General features: G+C 69.3%; 18 protein-coding genes and 1 tRNA gene. 11 read left to right on the top strand and 8 right to left on the bottom strand.

Annotated features, from left to right (window positions below):
* The first annotated feature begins 70 nt into the window (after nucleotides 1-70).
* Nucleotides 71-1483 carry a NarK family nitrate/nitrite MFS transporter gene (locus ACFVXC_RS13495; protein WP_389904836.1) on the top strand — a complete coding sequence of 471 codons (1413 nt, stop codon included), beginning with the start codon at nucleotides 71-73 and terminating at the stop codon, nucleotides 1481-1483.
* 40 nt (nucleotides 1484-1523) lie between these two features.
* A complete protein-coding gene (locus tag ACFVXC_RS13490) occupies nucleotides 1524-1748 on the top strand; it encodes a hypothetical protein (protein ID WP_389904834.1) in 225 nt (74 codons plus the stop codon).
* Between the two features lie 7 nt (nucleotides 1749-1755).
* Here the strand turns inward: ACFVXC_RS13490 and mscL are convergent, their stop codons facing one another.
* The 6 genes from mscL to ACFVXC_RS13460 form a co-directional block, all read right to left on the bottom strand.
* Nucleotides 1756-2280 (bottom strand): large conductance mechanosensitive channel protein MscL, encoded by a 525-nt coding sequence (gene mscL, locus ACFVXC_RS13485; RefSeq protein WP_389904833.1) that lies wholly within the window; start codon nucleotides 2278-2280, stop codon nucleotides 1756-1758.
* 138 nt (nucleotides 2281-2418) lie between these two features.
* Nucleotides 2419-2931 (bottom strand): hypothetical protein, encoded by a 513-nt coding sequence (locus ACFVXC_RS13480; protein ID WP_389904832.1) that lies wholly within the window; start codon nucleotides 2929-2931, stop codon nucleotides 2419-2421.
* 287 nt (nucleotides 2932-3218) lie between these two features.
* Nucleotides 3219-4085: an S-methyl-5'-thioadenosine phosphorylase gene (locus ACFVXC_RS13475; RefSeq protein ID WP_389904830.1), complete on the bottom strand. Its 867-nt coding sequence runs from the start codon at nucleotides 4083-4085 to the stop codon at nucleotides 3219-3221.
* 94 nt (nucleotides 4086-4179) lie between these two features.
* Nucleotides 4180-4557, bottom strand: a complete 378-nt coding sequence (locus ACFVXC_RS13470) for an FmdB family zinc ribbon protein (protein ID WP_389904829.1) — start codon at nucleotides 4555-4557, stop codon at nucleotides 4180-4182.
* A 67-nt stretch (nucleotides 4558-4624) separates the two neighbouring features.
* On the bottom strand, nucleotides 4625-5890 hold the full coding sequence (locus ACFVXC_RS13465) for an MFS transporter (protein ID WP_389904828.1): 1266 nt from the start codon (nucleotides 5888-5890) through the stop codon (nucleotides 4625-4627).
* Nucleotides 5891-6138: 248 nt separating this feature from the next.
* A complete protein-coding gene (locus ACFVXC_RS13460) occupies nucleotides 6139-7659 on the bottom strand; it encodes a potassium/proton antiporter (RefSeq protein WP_389905293.1) in 1521 nt (506 codons plus the stop codon).
* 213 nt (nucleotides 7660-7872) lie between these two features.
* On the opposite strand from ACFVXC_RS13460, the gene ACFVXC_RS13455 reads away from it, so the two are divergent.
* Nucleotides 7873-10629 carry a penicillin acylase family protein gene (locus ACFVXC_RS13455; protein WP_389904826.1) on the top strand — a complete coding sequence of 919 codons (2757 nt, stop codon included), beginning with the start codon at nucleotides 7873-7875 and terminating at the stop codon, nucleotides 10627-10629.
* Between the two features lie 81 nt (nucleotides 10630-10710).
* Here the strand turns inward: ACFVXC_RS13455 and ACFVXC_RS13450 are convergent, their stop codons facing one another.
* Entirely contained in the window at nucleotides 10711-11322 is a 612-nt protein-coding gene (locus tag ACFVXC_RS13450) for a 5-formyltetrahydrofolate cyclo-ligase (RefSeq protein ID WP_389904824.1), read from the bottom strand.
* Nucleotides 11323-11416: 94 nt separating this feature from the next.
* On the opposite strand from ACFVXC_RS13450, the gene galU reads away from it, so the two are divergent.
* The 7 genes from galU (at nucleotide 11417) to ACFVXC_RS13415 (ending at nucleotide 17223) form a co-directional block, all read left to right on the top strand.
* Nucleotides 11417-12322, top strand: coding sequence for a UTP--glucose-1-phosphate uridylyltransferase GalU (gene galU / locus ACFVXC_RS13445; RefSeq protein ID WP_389904822.1), 906 nt, complete (start codon nucleotides 11417-11419; stop codon nucleotides 12320-12322).
* A gap of 4 nt (nucleotides 12323-12326) precedes the next feature.
* The gene (glp, locus tag ACFVXC_RS13440; RefSeq protein WP_389904820.1) at nucleotides 12327-13667 is read left to right on the top strand and encodes a gephyrin-like molybdotransferase Glp; all 1341 of its coding nucleotides are present in this window, start codon (nucleotides 12327-12329) and stop codon (nucleotides 13665-13667) included.
* Nucleotides 13668-13753: 86 nt separating this feature from the next.
* Nucleotides 13754-14278, top strand: coding sequence for a cyclic pyranopterin monophosphate synthase MoaC (gene moaC, locus ACFVXC_RS13435; protein ID WP_389904817.1), 525 nt, complete (start codon nucleotides 13754-13756; stop codon nucleotides 14276-14278).
* Nucleotides 14275-14808, top strand: coding sequence for a molybdenum cofactor biosynthesis protein B (locus ACFVXC_RS13430; protein ID WP_389904815.1), 534 nt, complete (start codon nucleotides 14275-14277; stop codon nucleotides 14806-14808). The genes moaC and ACFVXC_RS13430 overlap by 4 nt, the downstream gene beginning before the upstream one ends.
* Nucleotides 14805-15428, top strand: a complete 624-nt coding sequence (locus ACFVXC_RS13425) for a GNAT family N-acetyltransferase (RefSeq protein WP_389905291.1) — start codon at nucleotides 14805-14807, stop codon at nucleotides 15426-15428. Before ACFVXC_RS13430 ends, ACFVXC_RS13425 begins: the two co-directional genes overlap by 4 nt.
* 197 nt (nucleotides 15429-15625) lie before the next feature.
* Complete coding sequence (gene glpR / locus ACFVXC_RS13420; protein WP_389904813.1) at nucleotides 15626-17011, top strand: gephyrin-like molybdotransferase receptor GlpR; 1386 nt, start codon at nucleotides 15626-15628, stop codon at nucleotides 17009-17011.
* Nucleotides 17012-17149: 138 nt separating this feature from the next.
* Nucleotides 17150-17223: transfer RNA gene (locus ACFVXC_RS13415), tRNA-Ala, on the top strand.
* Nucleotides 17224-17299: 76 nt separating this feature from the next.
* On the opposite strand, the gene ACFVXC_RS13410 is transcribed toward ACFVXC_RS13415, so the two are convergent.
* Nucleotides 17300-17812, bottom strand: coding sequence for a GNAT family N-acetyltransferase (locus tag ACFVXC_RS13410; protein ID WP_389904811.1), 513 nt, complete (start codon nucleotides 17810-17812; stop codon nucleotides 17300-17302).
* Nucleotides 17813-17878: 66 nt separating this feature from the next.
* Here ACFVXC_RS13410 and ACFVXC_RS13405 point away from each other — a divergent pair, with 66 nt between their 5' ends.
* The gene (locus ACFVXC_RS13405; protein ID WP_389904809.1) at nucleotides 17879-18694 is read left to right on the top strand and encodes an exodeoxyribonuclease III; all 816 of its coding nucleotides are present in this window, start codon (nucleotides 17879-17881) and stop codon (nucleotides 18692-18694) included.
* The last annotated feature ends 76 nt before the right edge of the window (nucleotides 18695-18770 follow it).

The raw sequence follows: 18770 nt of genomic DNA, 5'->3' as shown, positions 1-18770 counted from the left end.
GCAGGGCCCGGCACCACCCGAACGGCTCAGCGGCCGAGCGCTCCCGATGCGCCCTACCTACGGTTGCCTCATGAGCGCTCCCACCAGCCACAGGCGGACGGGCGACACCTACCGTCCCGGATCCACCATCGAGGACTGGCGCCCCGAGGACGACGAGTTCTGGCGGCCCATCGGCCACAAGGTCGCGGTCCGCAACCTGTGGGTGTCGATCCCGGCGTTGATGCTCGGCTTCGTCGTCTGGCAGGTGTGGTCGGTCACCGCCGTCCGCCTCAACGACGTCGGATTCGGCCTCTCCACCTCGCAGCTGTTCTGGCTGACGGCCATCCCCGGCCTCACCGGCGGCACCTTCCGGATCCTCTACACCTTCATCGGGCCGATCTTCGGCGAGCGGAAGTTCACCGCGCTCTCCACGATCATCCTGATCGCGCCGATGCTCTGGCTCGGCTTCGCGCTCCAGGACACCGGAACGCCCTACTGGGAGCTCGCCCTGATCGCCGCCGTCTGTGGCATCGGCGGCGCCAACTTCTCCTCGTCCATGGCCAACATCGGCTTCTTCTTCCCCAAGAGGGAGAAGGGCAGCGCCAACGGGCTCAACGGCGGTCTCGGCAACCTCGGCGTCTCCGTCGTCCAGCTCGTCGCCCCGCTGGTCGTCACGGCTGCCGTGCTCGGCGCCCCGGCCGGCGGCTCCCAGCGCGACACGGTCAAGAACCAGGACGTCTGGCTGCAGAACGGCGCCTTCCTCTGGGTGCCGCTCCTGGTGATCGTGGCGCTGCTCTCCTGGTTCCTGATGAACGACCTCAAGGTCGCCGCCGCCCCGTTCAGCCAGCAGAAGATCATCTTCAAGCGCAAGCACAACTGGCTGATGACGTGGCTCTACGTCGGCACGTTCGGGTCGTTCATCGGGTTCGCCGCGGGACTGCCGCTGCTCATCAAGAACAACTTCGCCGCATCCGGCTACCAGGCGACCACGTACGCCTGGGTCGGCCCCTTCATCGGCGCCCTCACCCGCTGGGCGGGCGGCTGGCTCTCGGACAAGATCGGCGGGGCCCGGGTCACCATGGTGTCCTTCGTGGGCATGGCCGTCTCGCTGGTCGTCGTGATCAACGCTCTGCCGTCCGGTGGCGACAAGGGCAGCTTCTGGGCCTTCTACATCGGCTTCCTCTGCGCCTTCGCCTTCTCCGGGGTCGGCAACGGCTCGACGTTCCGGCAGATCCCGGTGATCTTCCGGGACCAGCATCTCAAGCAGGTGGAGGGCAAGGGCCCCCAGGCGGAGCAGGCCGCGCTCAAGCAGTCCGAGATGGAGGCGGGCGCGGTCACCGGCTTCTCCGCGGCGATCGCCGCCTACGGCTTCTTCTTCATCCCGGCGATGTTCGCGAGCATGGCCGTCACCAGCGCACTCTGGCTGTTCATCGGCTTCTACGCGACATGCCTCGTCGTCTGCTGGTGGTTCTACGCCCGCAAGGGCGCGGAGGCGCCGAGCTGAGCGGGGGAGGGGCCGCGTCCCACGGACGTACCCTGGAGACATGAGCACCGCCCCCGCCCCCGAACCGCACGACCCGGAGGAACCGGAGACCCCGAAGGGCTCCGCGGCGCCGAAGAAGCCGAAGAGCGCCTTGGTCTTCGACGACCCGCTGTCGCAGCAGTCTTCGGACGACACGGACCGCGGGTGGGGCGAACGGCCTGCGGGCGGCGACAGCGCCGCCGACCTGGCCCGCTTCCTCGACGAGAAGCCGCCCCACCACCTCTGAGCCCGAGCTACTGGCCGCTCGGCGTCGAACCCGAACCCGGGCCTGCTCCTGTGCCTGACTCCGGGCCCGACCCCGTGCCCCGCTGTGCGACCAGGGCGTCGCGGATCTCCTTGAGGACCTCCAGCTCCGAGATCTCGATGACCTCCTGCGTGCCCTCCTTCTCGGCCTTCCGTGCGGCCTGCCTCGCCAGGTACTTGGCCATGGGCAGCACCATCAGGAAGTAGACGACGGCCGCGGTGATGAGGAAGCTGAGGGTCGAGCTGAGGACCGTGCCCCACATGATCGGGATGCCGCTCTCGACCGTGCCGTCGGCGTTCGTCACACACGGACCTTGCAGGCACGAGCTGTAGTGGTCGAGGTCCTTCGTCCCGAAGGCACCGACCAGCGGGTTGATGACACCCTTCACCACGGAGTTCACGATGTTCGTGAACGCGGCTCCGATGACCACCGCGACCGCCAGGTCGACGACATTGCCGCGCATCAGGAAGGCTTTGAAGCCCTCCCAGAGACCCGGTCCGTTCTTCTCGCTCACCACGAGGCCTTTCGTTGCAAGTGCAGGTCGTGAAACAGACAGCTTCGCAACCTACGTCAGGGCCTGGCAGCACTGTCCAATTGGGTCCCACGAATGAGTGACTTGACAGGATGTCAGTGCAGTTGCACATGTTGTGAATCAGCACAGTGTCACCGCCAGCCGCATGCTGCCGCCGGCTCCGGCGAGCCGTGCCGCCGTCGACCGAGGCACGGAGAGCACGACCAACGCCCCTACCTCGGCGGCGCCCGCGGACGTGCCCTCCAGGGGCTCGGGCACCTCGGCGACCATGGCGCCGGCAGCCATCACCCGTGACGTCGAGCCATCGGCGCCGACGACATCGACCCGGTCGCCACGGTGCAGCAGACGCACCGTCTCCGCGTCGGCGATCCGCACCGGCGCCGTCACCAGGTTCCGGGAGCCGGTGCGTTCGTGCTCCCGCGTGGGCGCGGCAGCGGCGGCCGGATGCTCACGCGGCCCCACCCGTTCGGAATCCCGCACCCGCTGCGCGTCCCGCGGTCCTGCTGCCACGAGCGCGGCCGCGGTCACCGCGAGCCCCACGGCCATCGCCCGCCGTCTGTGCCGCAGCAGCCTGCGCAGCCGGTGCCGCGCTTCTCCGCCACCGCGGACGCGCACGGGGGCGAAGTGCGGCACGGGACACAGCGGGGGAGGGGGAGGGGAAGAGATGTCTGAGGAAACATGCGCCACGACGGCCACCGCCTGCGGAGAGTCGAGAGAGCTGAGGATCTTGCCTTCCGCTCTCACGATGCAGGCCCGCGCCGAATCCCGCTGAGCCCCGTGTACTACTCCCCGGTTGTGGACAACTCCCTCACCCGAAGGGGAAGTTCCGGCCTCACATGCCGTCCGGCCTCACACGCCTTCGGGTCTCACGTGCCTTCCGATCTCACATGCCTTCCGGCCTCACATCCGTTCCGAACCCCTCACGGCAAGCGAATCCCCGGCTCCATCCCACCCAACGCCCCCGCACACGCACAGTCCCGCCCGCTCTTAGCAGGCAGCCCCGCCACCGCGTCGAACAGCACCGTCCGTAGCCGGTCCACATTGGCCGCGAAGACCTGGAGCACCTCTTCGTGCGAGACGCCCTCGCCGCTCTCCGCACCCGCGTCCAGGTCCGTGACCAGCGTCAACGACGTGTAGCAGAGCTCCAGTTCACGGGCGAGAACGGCCTCGGGATGTCCGGTCATGCCCACCACCGACCAGCCCTGCGCCGCGTGCCAGAGCGATTCGGCCCGGGTCGAGAACCGCGGTCCCTCGATCACGACCAGCGTCCCGCCGTCCACCGGCTCCCACTCCCGCCCGCGCGCCGCCTTCAGCGCGACGCCGCGACCCACGGGGCAGTACGGATCGGCCAGCGACACGTGCACGACATTCGGCACGCTCCCGTCCGGCAGCGGAACCCCGTCGAAGTACGTCGGCGTACGTGTCTTGGTGCGGTCCACGAGCTGATCGGGCACCAGCAGCGTCCCGGGCCCGAACTGGGGCCGCAGCCCGCCCACCGCACACGGGCCGAGCACCTGCCGTACGCCCACGGAGCGCAACGCCCAGAGGTTGGCGCGGTAGTTGATGCGATGCGGCGGCAGATGGTGTCCGCGGCCGTGCCGGGGCAGGAACGCGACCCGCCGCCCGGCGATATCACCGATGAAGAGGGAGTCGCTCGGCGCTCCGTAGGGAGTGTCGACCTGGAGTTCGGTCACGTTGTCGAGGAAGGAGTAGAAGCCGGATCCGCCGATGACACCGATCTCGGCCCGCATCGCGTCGCCCGTACTCGCGTTCGCCGTATTCACCATGTCCAGCACAGTAGCCGGGCCCGAGAACGCCGAAGTCCCCGCCGTCGCAGGACGGCGGGGGCCTGGAGGAAAGAGATGCGCGGGGCGGTCTGCCCTAGGCGGCCGACGAGCTCGAAGAGCTGGACGAACCCGAGGACGAGCCCGACGAGCCGGAGGACTTCGAGTCCGAGGAGCCCGATGAGGAGGACGACGACGCGCTCGCGGAGGACTTGGAATCCGAGGACTTGGAGTCTGACGACTTGGAGTCCGAGGACTTCGACGCGGAGGCCGAGGCCGGCGTGCTGCTCGACGACGAGCTGCGGCTGTCGTTGCGGTAGAAGCCGGATCCCTTGAAGACGATGCCGACCGCAGAGAACACCTTCTTGAGGCGTCCGTCGCAGCTGGGGCACACGGTCAAGGCGTCATCGGTGAACTTCTGCACCGCCTCGAGGCCCTCGCCACATTCGGTGCACTGGTACTGGTACGTCGGCACTTGCTTCCTCCTGGCACTCTCACTCGTTGAGTGCTAACGACGGTCCATAGTGACTTATTCCGCGAGATCAGTCCACTGTGACCGGCTCGCGGTGACCCACGCCACGTGCCACGGTGCGCCCGGCGGACCGCGGCACGAGCCGCGAGCGCAGGGTCACGAGCACCAGCAGGGCCAGCGCCGTACCGCCCAGCGGCACCAGGAATCCGGCGCCGTCCCAGAAGCGGTCCTCCAACTGTCCGGCGACCGTGACGGCGGCAGCCTGGCCGAGCGCGACGGCGCCGGTGAGCCAGGTGAACGCCTCGGTCCTGCCGGTCGGGTCCACGAGACGGTCCACCAGCGTGTAGCCGGTGATCAGCGCGGGCGCGATGCAGACGCCGACCAGGAGACCGAGCCCGGCGAGCAGTACCGCGGAGTGCGCGACCAGAAGGCCGGAAGCCATCAGGGTCAGCGCCGAGTATCCGACGAGGAGACGCCGTTGCGGGGCGATCTTCCAGACGACGGCGCCGCAGATGAGACCGGAGAGCATGTTGCCCGCCGCGAACGTGCCGTACAGGACGCCGTTCAGGCCGGGTTCGCCGATGGACTCGGTGAAGGCGGCCAGCGAGACCTGCATGCCGCCGAAGACGGCGCCGATGCCGAGGAAGGTCGCGATCAGCACCCGCACACCGGGGATCCGCAGTGCGGAAACGTGCTCCACGCGCGCGTGCTCGTCGCGGGAGGCGGGCTCGGGCTGGGTGCTCTTCTGCGCGGCGAACAGCAGGCCGCCCACCAGGGTGAGTCCGGCCTCTGTGAAGAGACCGGCCGCCGGGTCGATGGTCGTGCACAGCGCCGTCGCGAAGAGCGGGCCGAGGACGAACGTCAGCTCGTCCGTGACCGACTCGAAGGCGGCCGCCGTGCCCGCCAGCGGGGAGTCCTGGAGCTTGACGCCCCAGCGGGCCCGCACCATGGGGCTGATCTGCGGCTGTGAGGCGCCGGTGGGCACCGCCGCCACGAAGAGCGCCCACAAGGGCGCGTCCGAGAGCGCGAGCACCGTCAGGGAGAGCACCGACACCGTGTGCACGAGCACACCCGGCACCAGGACGGCCCGCTGGCCGAACCGGTCGGCGAGCTTGCCGCCGAAGGGGGCGAACACGGCCATGGAGACGCCGGTGACGGCCGATACGGCGCCCGCGACGCCGTACGAGCCGGTGGTGTGCTGCACCAGCAGGACGATGGAGATGGTCAGCATCGCGAAGGGCTGTCGCGCCGCGAAGCCGGGCAGGAGAAACGTCCAGGCGCCGCGGGTGCGCAGCAGCTGTCCGTATCCCGGGCGGGAGGTGACCGTGGATGCCACGGCCCGTGCCTTTCTGCCGCCTGGTAGCGCGGCCCCCTTTTCAGGGCGACGGCGCCGAGAGCTGTCCTCTTGCGCGGAACTGCGGTAGATGCCGGTTGCCCACTGCGAGGACACGCGGCCGCCATACGGTCGGCGCCAGCTCTGCTTCAGACAGAGTTGGTTCGATCAGTCAGTACAGAAGAAGTGTGTATTCAGCGTACAGGGAATGTGGTCACTGAGACCTGTGAATACGGAGATTGAGGCGCCCGTCACCTGCGATTGCCCCGCTCTTTGGTCTCGTGACCAGTGGTTCCCAGCCATCCGGCCAGCTTTCCGCCCTGTCCGACCGCTCGCAGCCGCCGTTCCGCGGCGTCCCGCACCGGGTCGGTCGCGACCACCAGGAGCTCGTCGCCGCGCTGGAGCACGGTCGTGGGCTGCGGGACGAACGATTCGCCGTTGCGAACGACGAGCGTGACCGCGGCCCCCGCGGGCATCCGCAGCTCGCCCACCTCGACGCCGTGCATCCGCGACCCCTTGGGGATCGCCACCGAGAGCAGATGTCCGCGGAGCCGCTCCAGAGGCGCCGACTCGACGCCCAGGTCGGCGGCGCCCGAAGAGTCGCCCAGGCGCAGCATCTTGGCCAGCCACGGCAGCGTAGGACCCTGGATGAGGGTGTAGACGACGACCAGGACGAAGACGATGTTGAAGATCCGCTGGCTGTCGTCGACGCCGTTCACCATCGGGATCGTGGCGAGGATGATGGGCACGGCTCCGCGAAGCCCTGCCCAGGACATCAGGGCCTTCTCCTGCCAGGGCATGCGGAACGGCAGGAGGCTCGCGATGACCCCCAGGGGTCTGGCCACCATGGTCAGGATCAAGCCGATGATGATCGCGGGCCAGGTGTCGTCGAGCAGGTCGTGCGGGGTGACCAGGAGGCCGAGCAGGACGAACATGCCGATCTGCGCGATCCAGCCGAGCCCTTCGGCGAAGCCCCGGGTGGCGGGCCAGTGCGGCAGCCTCGCGTTGCCGAGGGCCATCGAGGCGAGGTAGACGGCGAGGAATCCACTGCCGTGCGCCATGGCTCCGGCCGCGTAGGCGGCGACCGCGATGGCCATCACGGCGATGGGGTAGAGGCCGGACGCGGGCAGCGCCACGTGCCGCAGGCCGTAGGCGCCGAGCCAGCCCACCGCGATGCCGATCGCGGCACCGATCGCCAGCTCGAGGGCGATCTCGGCGATGAGGACGTACCAGTGCTCCACGGGTCCCGCCGTGGAGAAGGCCACGACCAGGATCACCACAGGGGCGTCGTTGAACCCCGATTCCGCTTCCAGGATGCCCGTCACGCGCGCAGGCAGCGGCACCTTCCGCAGCACGGAGAAGACCGCGGCCGCGTCCGTGGAGGAGACCACCGCGCCGATGATGAGCGCCTGCCGCCACTCGAGGCCGACCAGGTAATGGGCACCGGCGGCCGTCACGCCGACGCTTACCGCGATGCCGGCGAGCGACAGGACGGCGGCTGCGGGCAGGGCGGGTTTGATCTCTTTCCACTTCGTGCCGAGGCCGCCTTCGGCCAGGATCACGACGAGCGCCGCATACCCGATGACCTGCGTCATCTCGGCGTTGTTGAACGTGACGTTGCCGAGGCCGTCCTGGCCCATGGCGATGCCGATGCCGAGGTAGAGAAGCAGGCTGGGGAGCCCGCTGCGCGACGAGATGCGGACCGCCGCGACCGCGACGAGCAGGACGAGCGAGCAGACGAGCAGAAGCTGGTTGAGGTGGTGGACAGTCAGGGGCCGTTCCTTCCTCCGTGTGAGCCAAGTACTTCGTTACCTTACCTAATTGTTAACGCTTTCTTGACGCCTTCGAACGTCCATACGATAAGTCGCGATGTAGGTTCCTGACTCCGCGTCCGGGGCCGCGGTGCCCTGCGCCTATGGTTGCTCCAGCGCTCCCACCACCGCCCAGCCAGCCCTGCCGCTCGCGTAAGGACAGCAAGGACAGCGATGCCGTCGAATACCACCGCCTCTTCCGGTCATAAGTCCGGCAAGAAGAAGGGGCGCCGAGCCCGCCTCATCGTGATCGTCCTGGTCCTGGCCATCGTGGCGGGCATCGGTTACGGCGCCTATTGGAGCGTCGACACGGTGCGCGCCTCCTTCCCGCAGACGAAGGGGACGATCAAACTCGACGGCCTCTCCGGTCCCGTCGACGTGAAGCGCGACGGCAACGGCATCCCGCAGATCTACGCCGAGTCCGACGCCGACCTGTTCATGGCGCAGGGCTTCGTGCAGGCGCAGGACCGCTTCTGGGAGATGGACGTCCGCCGTCACACGACCTCCGGTCGGCTCTCCGAGATGTTTGGAAAGAGTCAGGTAAAGACCGATGAATTCCTGCGGACACTCGGGTGGCACCGTGTGGCGCAGAAGGAGTACGACTCCAAGCTCTCGCCGGAGACGAAGAAGTACCTCCAGGCGTACTCCAAGGGAGTCAACGCCTACTTGAAGGACAAGAGCGGCAAGGACATCTCCCTGGAGTACGCCGCCCTCGGCTTCACCAACGACTACGCGCCCCAGAAGTGGACCCCCGTCGACTCCGTGGCGTGGCTCAAGGCCATGGCCTGGGACCTGCGCGGCAACATGCAGGACGAGATCGACCGCTCCTTGATGACCAGCCGCCTAGGCCCGTCCCAGATCAAGGACCTGTACCCGGAGTACCCGTACGACCGGAACAAGCCCATCGTCCAGGAGGGCGCCTACAACAGCGTCACCAAGGAGTACGAGGGCAAGGGCAGCGCGGGCGGTCAGTCCCAGTCACAGACCGGCGGCGCGGCGGGCACGGGCCTCGCGGGCAACGCCCAGGCCCCCGACGGACTGCAGTCCCAGCTGTCGGGCCTCTCCGACATCCTGGACAGCGTCCCTGACGCGGGCCTCGGGCCGAACGGCAACGGCATCGGCTCCAATTCCTGGGTGGTCGCCGGCGACCACACGATCACCGGGAAACCCCTGCTCGCCAATGACCCGCACCTGTCGCCGCAGCTGCCCTCCACCTGGTACCAGATGGGCCTGCACTGCCGGTCGGTCTCCAAGGACTGCCAGTACGACGTCTCCGGCTACACCTTCGCCGGGATGCCCGGCGTGGTCATCGGCCACAACCAGGACATCGCCTGGGGCATGACGAATCTCGGCGCCGACGTCACCGACCTCTACCTGGAGAAGTTCGCGGGCGACGGCTACGAGTACGACGACAAGGTGCTGCCCTTCAAGTCCCGCGTGGAGACGATCAAGGTCGCGGGTGGCAAATCCAAGAAGATCACCGTTCGGGAGACCGGCAACGGACCACTGCTGTCCGACCGCGACGACGAACTGCGGAAGGTCGGCAAGAAGGCCACGGTCGACAGCGCCGCCCCCGACCGGGGCGACGGCTACGGAGTCTCGCTGCGCTGGACCGCCCTGAAGCCGGGCAGGTCGATGGACGCCGTCTTCGAGCTCAACAAGGCGAAGGACTTCACGCAGTTCCGCAAGGCGGCCGCTTCTTTTGAAGTGCCCTCGCAGAACCTGATCTACGCGGACACCAAGGGTCACATCGGCTACCAGGCACCGGGCAAGATCCCGGTACGCGGCAAGGGCGACGGCGCACTGCCCGCGCCCGGCTGGGACTCCGACTACCGCTGGACCGGCTACATCCCGCAGACCGCGCTGCCCTACGAGTACGACCCGAAGCGCGGCTACATCGTGACCGCCAACCAGGCCGTCATCGGCAAGGACTACCCGTACAAGCTCACGTCGGACTGGGGCTACGGGGCGCGCAGCCAGCGCATCACCGACCTGATCCAGTCGAAGATCAAGAACGGTGGGAAGGTCTCCACCGAGGACATGCGCACGATGCAGATGGACAACAGCAGCGAGATCGCCAAGGTGCTGGTGCCCAAGCTGTTGAAGATCGACGTCAAGGACAGCTACGTCCGTGAGGCGCAGAAGCTCCTGGAGGGCTGGGACTACACCCAGGACCCCGATTCGGCTGCCGCCGCGTACTTCAATTCGGTCTGGCGCAACATCCTCAAGCTCACCATCGGCAACAAGCTGCCCAAGGAGCTGCGGGTCAAGGGCCAGTGCCTGAACGTCGACCCCGCAGGGAACACGGGCCCCGCCGACGAGGCCGAGCCGGTGCGCGAGTGCGGCCAGCGTGACGCGGAATCCGCGCAGCCCGATGGCGGCGACCGCTACTACGAAGTGATCCGGTCGATCCTCGACGACGAGGACAACGACTGGTGGAAGTCGCCGAAGACCCGCACGGACGCCGCGACCAAGACCCGCGACCAGCTGTTCGGCCGGGCCCTTGAGGACGCGCGCTGGGACCTGACGGCCAAGCTCGGCAAGGACGTCGACACCTGGAGCTGGGGCCGCCTGCACCGGCTGACCCTGAAGAATCAGACCCTGGGCGTCGAAGGTCCCGGCTGGCTCCAGTTCATGCTCAACCGCGGCCCGTTCAAGCTGGGCGGCGGCGAGGCGGCGGTCAACGCCACCGGCTGGAACGCGGCGGGCGGCTACGGAGTGCAGTGGGTGCCGTCGATGCGCATGGTGGTGAACCTCGACGACCTCGACAAGTCCAAGTGGATCAACCTCACCGGCGCTTCGGGGCACGCCTACAGCGCGCACTACACCGACCAGACCAGCAAGTGGGTCAAGGGCGAGCTGCTGCCGTGGTCCTTCTCCGAGAAGGCCGTGAAGGGCAGTACGAACGACACTCTGGTGCTGCGCCCCTGAGCAGCCGTACGGATCAGTGAAAGGGCCCTCCACGCGCGCGTGGAGGGCCCTTTCGGCGTCACAGGACGCAGCGGCGGCCGCTCAGCGGAAGCGGCGTACTCCCGACGGGGTGACGACGGCGTGCACCGGCTTGTCGTGCGCCTCCTGGGGGACGCGGGCGACGACCTCCGTGTCGTACAGGAGCACCACCAGGGCGGGATCGGCCCCGGCGCGCCCGAGCCGGTCGAGCACCCTGTCGTACGACCCGCCGCCGCGCCCGAGCCGCATCCCGCGCTCGTCCACGGCCAGGCCGGGCAGCAGCACCGCGTCCGCCGCCAGGACGGCGTCGGGCCCGAGCCGCGCCCCCGAGGGCTCCAAGAGCTCGATCTTTCCCGGGTGTTGCACGGGGGCCAGCGAGGCGCCGCCCTCATAGGCGGCCCAGTCCAGGTCGTTGTCCGCGAGGAGCACCGGCAGCAGAACCCGCGTCCCGCGCGCGTGGAGGGCGTCAAGGAGCGCGTGGGTCCCCGGTTCGCTCCCCACGGAGACGTACGCCGCGACCGTGCGCGCCCCGGCGAGCTCCGGCAGCTCCAGCGCGCGCTCGGCGAGAACCGCGGCGGCCTTCTGCGCGTCATCCCTAGTCAACCGGCGCCTCACCGCGAGGAATTCTCCGCGCAACGTGCGCTTGGTTGGCTGGTCCGAGCCGGTTTCTTCCATGATGCGCTCACAGATCCTTCCAGGTGCGCTCATATGAGAACAAAATGTTCTCACCCACAGATTTCGCACATACTCACCGGTTATGGTTACGGACATGACTGAGTCTCACCCCCCAAGGATCAGCAAGGCTGTCATCCCCGCGGCAGGTCTGGGCACCCGGTTCCTGCCGGCCACCAAGGCCACTCCGAAGGAGATGCTGCCGGTCGTCGACAAGCCGGCGATCCAGTACGTGGTCGAGGAGGCCGCCTCCGCCGGCCTCGATGACGTCCTCATGATCACGGGTCGCAACAAGCGCCCCCTGGAGGACCACTTCGACCGCAACTACGAACTGGAGTCGGCCCTTCTCAAGAAGGGCGACGAGGCGAGACTCGCGAAGGTCCAGGAGTCCAGCGACCTCGCGACCATGCACTACGTACGCCAGGGCGACCCCAAGGGACTCGGTCACGCCGTCCTGTGCGCCGCACCGCACGTCGGCAACGAACCGTTCGCGGTGCTCCTCGGCGACGACCTGATCGACCCGCGCGACCCGCTGCTCGCCCGCATGGTCGAGGTCCAGGAGCGGCACGGCGGCAGCGTCATCGCCCTCATGGAGGTGGCCCCCGAGCAGATCCACCTCTACGGCTGCGCGGCCGTGGACGCCACGGACGAGGGCGACGTCGTCAAGGTGACCGGCCTGGTCGAGAAGCCCGACGCGGCGGACGCCCCCAGCAACTACGCGATCATCGGCCGCTACGTCCTGGACCCCCACGTCTTCGACATACTGCGCAAGACCGAGCCGGGCCGCGGCGGCGAGATCCAGCTCACCGACGCCCTCCAGCAGCTCGCCGCCGACGAGAAGGTGGGCGGCCCCGTGCACGGCGTCGTCTTCAAGGGCCGCCGCTATGACACCGGTGACCGTGGCGACTATCTGCGTGCCATTGTCAGACTCGCGTGCGAACGTGAAGACCTGGGCCCGGACTTCCAGGCCTGGCTCCGCAGTTACGTGTCCGAGGAGATGTAGCACTTTGACCAGCAGCGCGACGACCGAAGCCACCGGCCAGGACCACGTCTGGTCGGTGAGTGAGCACCTGGACGACATCCTCGGATCCGTCCGCCCCCTGGAGCCCATCGAGCTCCAACTCCTCGACGCCCAGGGATGCGTCCTCGTCGAAGACGTCACGGTGCCCGTCTCGCTGCCGCCCTTCGACAACAGCTCCATGGACGGGTACGCGGTCCGGGTCGCCGACATCGCGGGCGCGAGCGAGGAGTTCCCCGCCGTCCTGACGGTCATCGGCGACGTCGCCGCCGGCCAGGGTGAGCAGCCAGAAGTCGGCGCGGGCCAGGCCGCACGCATCATGACCGGCGCCCCGCTGCCGCCCGGTGCCGAGGCCGTCGTGCCCGTGGAGTGGACCGACGGAGGCCTCGGCGAAGGCCCCGTCTCCGGGATGCGCGCGCACAGCGCGGCCCCTGACGGAGCCTTTGGAGAGGTCCGCGTGTACCGCCCCGCCGAGGCACGCGCACACGTGCGCGCGCGTGGCAGCGACGTCCAGGCAGGCGACCGCGCGCTGACCGCGGGCACGGTCCTCGGCGCCCCGCAGATCGGCCTGCTCGCCGCGATCGGCCGTGGCACGGTCAAGGTGCGCCCGCGCCCCCGCGTGGTCGTCATGTCCACCGGCAGCGAACTGATCCAGCCCGGCGAGGAGTTGGCCAAGGGCCAGATCTTCGACTCCAACAGCTTCGCCCTCACCGCCGCGGCCCGCGATGCCGGAGCGATCGCCTACCGCGTGGGCGCGGTCGCCGACGACGCCGAGACACTGCGCTCCACCATCGAGGACCAGCTGATCCGCGCCGACCTCATCGTCACCACGGGCGGCGTCAGCGTCGGCGCGTACGACGTCGTGAAGGAAGCCCTCTCATCCGTGGGATACGCAGACGACGGGGTCGAGGCGGGCAGCGGCATCGAGTTCCGCAAGCTCGCCATGCAGCCGGGCAAACCGCAGGGCTTCGGCTCCATCGGCCCCGACCACACCCCGCTGCTTGCCCTGCCGGGCAACCCGGTGTCGTCGTACGTCTCCTTCGAGCTCTTCGTACGCCCCGCCGTGCGCGCCCTGATGGGCCTCCCGGACGTCCACCGGCCCACGGCGCGTGCGGTGCTCAGCGCCGACAAGACGCTGACCTCGCCCGGTGGGAAGCGGCAGTTCCTGCGGGGGCAGTACGACGCCGACGCGGGCAGCGTGCGGCCCGTGGGCGGCGCGGGCTCCCACCTCGTGGCGGCCCTCGCACACGCGGACGCGCTGATCGTCGTCCCGGAGGACACCACATCGGTGGAGCCGGGCGCCGACGTCGAAGTGGTCCTGCTCGGCTGAGAGGGGCGCCCGCGCGGTACGGTGTCGCGCACATAGGCCCCCTTGCGCCGCACCGCGGGAGGCCCGGACCGGGAGCGCCACAGCACATGACCGCGATTTCCCGGGGGGAGACCCCCGGACCCTCTGAGCACCAGAGTCTGACGCACATCGATGAGGCGGGCGCCGCCCGCATGGTCGACGTGTCCGCGAAGGACGTGACCGCGCGCGTCGCCCGTGCCAGCGGCCGCGTCCTGGTCTCGCCCCGCGTGATCGAGCTGCTGCGTGGCGAGGGCGTCCCCAAGGGCGACGCCCTCGCCACCGCGCGGATCGCGGGCATCATGGGCGCCAAGCGCACGCCCGACCTGATCCCGCTCTGCCATCCGCTGGCCGTCTCCGGAGTGAAACTCGACCTCTCCGTGGCGGACGACGCCGTCGAGATCCTCGCCACGGTGAAGACGACGGACCGTACGGGCGTCGAGATGGAGGCCCTCACCGCGGTGACCGTGGCCGCCCTCACGGTGATCGACATGGTCAAGGCCGTCGACAAGGGCGCGGTCATCACGGACGTACGCGTCGAGGAGAAGTCGGGCGGTAAGTCCGGGCACTGGAGCCGCGAAGGAGCCGGCGCATGACGGCCTACCGCGCGCTCGTCGTCACCGCCTCCAACCGCGCCTCCGCAGGCGTCTACGCCGACCGGGGCGGGCCGATCATCGCCGACGCCCTTTCCGCGCTCGGCTTCCAGGTCGAAGGCCCCCAGGTCGTCCCCGACGGCGAACCCGTCGAGCAGGCCCTGCGCGCCGGAGCCGACGCCGGATACGACGTGATCCTCACCACAGGCGGCACCGGCATCTCGCCCACCGACCGCACCCCCGAAGCCACCCGCGCCGTCATCGACCACGAAGTGCCGGGCATCCCGGAGGCGATTCGCGCGTACGGCAGGCAGAAGGTGCCCACGGCCGCGCTGTCCCGCGGTCTCGCCGGAGTGGCGGGACGCACGCTCATCGTCAACCTGCCGGGCTCCACGGGTGGCGTACGGGACGGGATCGCAGTCCTGGAACCCCTCCTCACGCACGCCATCGAGCAGCTCAGGGGCGGCGACCATCCCAGACCCTCCCCCAGTGCCCGAAAGGCCTGGGAGGTACCGCCTGGTGGTGCGAGCTGAACAGCCCTTCCTGGCCGGTCGAGCTGACGGACGGCGATGTTGCCCTCCGCCCGATAAAGATGCGCGACCAGAGGCCATGGCGTGAGGTCAACCGGCGCAACCGGGACTGGCTGCGCCCCTGGGAGGCGACGATCCCGCCGCCCACGCCCAGCGGCCCGATCGTGCACCGCCCGACCTACCGTCAGATGGTCAGGCACCTGCGCGCCGAGGCGCACGCCGGGCGCATGCTGCCGTTCGTGATCGAGTATCAGGGGCGGCTTGTCGGGCAGTTGACGGTCGCCGGGATCACCTGGGGATCGATGTGCTCGGGCCATGTCGGCTACTGGGTGGACCAGTCGGTCGCGGGCCGCGGCGTGATGCCGACCGCCGTCGCTCTCGCGGTCGACCATTGCTTCCGATCGGTCGGGCTGCACCGTATCGAGGTCTGTATTCGCCCGGAGAACGGGCCGAGCCGCAGGGTCGTGGAGAAACTCGGATTCCGCGAGGAGGGGCTTCGTCCACGATATCTCCACATCGATGGCGCCTGGCGCGACCATCTTGTCTTCGCGCTCACCGCGGAAGAGGCACCGGAAGGGTTGCTCCGGCGCTGGCACCAGGCACGACCCCGGAAGACCGCGTAAATAGAATAAGTGTTTGAAATTAATCGGTGATCGACCGTCTGAGACCCGACTTGGTCCCTCTAGAGCATTAATTTCACGCTCCCGGTGACCTGTTGATCGCATCAGTCACAAAAAAAGTTCGAGATATCAGGCAGATCGTGCGACACACCGGCTCAATTGGCAGATGGCCTCAAGCAAACCCCTCTACCGTGTGAGGCGTGAGCAGCAGCGGCCTCATCTACGCAGTCATCGTCGGGGCCTGGGCCGCCTACTTGGTGCCGATGTGGCTCCGTAGGCAGGACGAGCTCAATGAAGCCCGTCCGACGGAACGCTTCAGCACCGCCATCCGGCTCCTGTCCGGACGGGCGGCGATGGAGCGCCGATACGCCAAGGACCTGCAAGCGCGCTCGCCTGAAGAGGAGGAGTCGCGCGAACCGGACAACGCCACCGGCTCGGTGGACGTCCGGGCCTTCGTCGCGCCCCCGCATCGACAGGATCGACCGGGCGGCCAGGGCGGACACGGCGGCCAGGGCGGACAGGAAGAGCGGTCCGAGCCGCAGGGCAAGGTGCCGGTCAAACCCCAGGCGCCGGTCAAACCCCAGGCACAGCAGCCCTCGGCCAGACCGCCGGCGCGGGCCCAGACCCAGCAGCCTTCGCGGCGGTCCCAGGCGCAGCCCGCGGCGAAGTCCCCGGCCAAGCCCTCTGTACGGGCGCAGGTGAATACCCCGGCGCCGACCCCGACCCCGACCCCGGCGCCGACCGGCGCACGGCCTCAGCAGTCGCCCGCCCAGCGGGCCGCATCGGCGGAAGCCGCCGCGCGCGCACGGCGCTCGAAGGTGCTCGCGCGCCGTCGGCGTACGACGGTGATGCTGTTCGTCGCCTTCTCGCTCGGCGCGGTCGTCGCCGCGGTGGGCGGGCTCGCGTTCCTCTGGGCGCCCGCCGCACCGGCCGCGCTCCTGAGCGCGTACATCGTGTACCTGCGAGGCCAGGAGCGACGCCGCTTCACCTACACCATGGACCGGCGCAGGGCCGAGGTCGCGGCGCAGCGGCTGCGGGAACGCCAGCCGCGCAGGCGCGCGTCGGGCGGCGCGGAAGCCGTTGTCGACGACGCGGAGGAAGGACCGGCGCCCGATACGGAGACCGGTCTCTCGGCGCTCGCCGCCGACCGCCGCGCCCTGGTCGAGCAGACCGACCACGCCGAGTGGGTGGACCAGCAGCGCGAGCGGCAGCGCCGACCCGGGCACGGCGACAGCTGGGACCCGGTGCCGGTGCCCCTGCCGACGTACGTGACCGCGCCGGTCGCCCCGCGGGCCACCGGTGACGTCGACTTGGGCGCGCCCGACGCCTGGAGCTCGGCGCGGTCGAGCTCCGTGGAGCCCGCCGCCGACGAGGCGGAGGGCGAGGCGGACGGCAGTGGGTACGGCGAGGGCGCGGAGTACGCCGAGTACGCCGATGGCGCGGAAGGTGCCGACGGTGTGGACGGAGTCGACGGCCGCAGTGACGCACGGCGGGCCGCTTCCGCCCGCCGGGCGCGCGAGCGCGGACGTACGCCGCTCTTCGATCAGTACGACGAAGGGGAGCGGCCGCGGGCCGCCAACGAGTGAGGCTGACCAGTCAGGTCGGCGGCCAGGTCGGCGGGCAGGTCGGCGGGCAGGTCAGCGGCCGGGTCACCGGCCGGGTGACCAGCCAGGAACGGATTTCCGAGCACCCGGATCGGGATGCTAGAGTTTCACTCGTTGCAAGGGCCTGTGGCGCAGTCTGGTAGCGCACCTCGTTCGCATCGAGGGGGTCTGGGGTTCAAATCCCCACAGGTCCACTGCACATGAGATCCCGTCCAGTTCATCGAACTGGGCGGGATCTTTGCTGTGCCCCAGATTTGAAGCGTGGGGGAGCTACAGCCGCTTCGCGAAGCAGCGGCTCAGGTCCTCGAAGCGGTAGTGGCCGAACTTGGCGGGGGCCGGGGTGTAGCCGGCCGAGGTGTACAGGGCTATGGCCTCAGGCTGCTTCGTGCCTGTCTCCAGGACCATGCGCGTACGGCCCGCGCTCCTCGCGTCGTCCTCCAGGGTCGCCAGGATGCGGCGGGCCAGGCCGAGGCCACGGGCCTCCGGGGTGACGTACATGCGCTTGATCTCGGCGTCGCCGTCCGCGTACCCCTCGTCGTTCTCCTCGTGGCCGCGCCAGCCGCCGGTGGCCAGCGGGGTGCCGTTCTCGTCGTAGGCGAGGAGGTACAGCCCGAGCGGTGCGGCGAACATGGCCGGGTCGAGAGGGGTGACGTCGCCCTCATCGCCGTACCGCTGCGCGTACTCGAGCTGCACGCGGTCGTTGAGCTCGACCGCGTCGGGGTGGTCGAAAGGGGTGGGGCGCAGCTCGACGGAGGGCCGCTGCGGCGGTGACTGGATACTCATGCGAACCATCGTACTTCTATGCGGTGGGGTGAGGTCATTCATCAAGTGTGCCGGTATCGTTCCGGGATGCTCACCGTGACCAGTGTGAATGTGAATGGGCTGCGCGCCGCCGCCAAGAAGGGCTTCGTGGAGTTCCTCGCCGAGACATCGGCCGACGTGCTCTGCCTCCAGGAGGTACGGGCCGAGCCGCAGCAGTTGCCCGAGGAGGTGCGGGAGCCCGAGGGCTGGCACGTCACGCACGCGCCGGCCGCCGCCAAGGGGCGCGCGGGTGTCTCCCTCTATACGCGCCGTGAGCCGGACCGGGTGCGGGTCGGGTTCGGGTCGCAGGAGTTCGACGGCAGCGGGCGCTACGTCGAGGCCGATCTGCCCGGCGTCACGGTCGCGAGCCTCTATCTGCCCTCCGGCGAGGTCGGCACGGAGCGGCAGGACGAGAAGATCCGCTTCATGGGGGAGTTCCTCACCTACCTGAAGGGGCTCAAGCAGCGCGCCGCCGCCGAGGGGCGCCAGGTCGTGGTCTGCGGTGACTGGAACATCGCGCACCAGGAGGCCGACCTCAAGAACTGGAAGGGCAACAAGAAGAACTCGGGCTTCCTGCCCGAGGAGCGTGCCTGGCTCAGCGAGGTCTTCGAGGGGGACGCCGACGACGGGGGTGCCGGGTACGTCGACGTGGTGCGCGCGCTGCATCCCGACGTCGAGGGGCCCTACTCGTGGTGGTCCTACCGGGGGCGCGCTTTCGACAATGACGCAGGCTGGCGCATCGACTACCACGTGGCGACGCCGGGGCTCGCGGAGCGCGCGGTCAAGGGGTTCGTGGAGCGGGCGGCCAGTCATGAGGAGCGGTGGTCGGACCATGCGCCCGTCACGGTGGTCTACGACATGTGACGCCGCGCGGCGGCATGGCTTGTTGCGGGCACGTACCTGACAATGACTCAACTGTCCGCCGTGTGTGGCCGCGTGT

Origin of the sequence: Streptomyces sp. NPDC058257, from assembly GCF_042881845.1 — a bacterium.
In the GTDB taxonomy this organism is placed as follows: Bacteria; Actinomycetota; Actinomycetes; order Streptomycetales; family Streptomycetaceae; genus Streptomyces.
The sequence above is the reverse complement of the archived record's forward strand: the minus strand, read 5'-3'. Positions and strand labels throughout refer to the sequence as shown.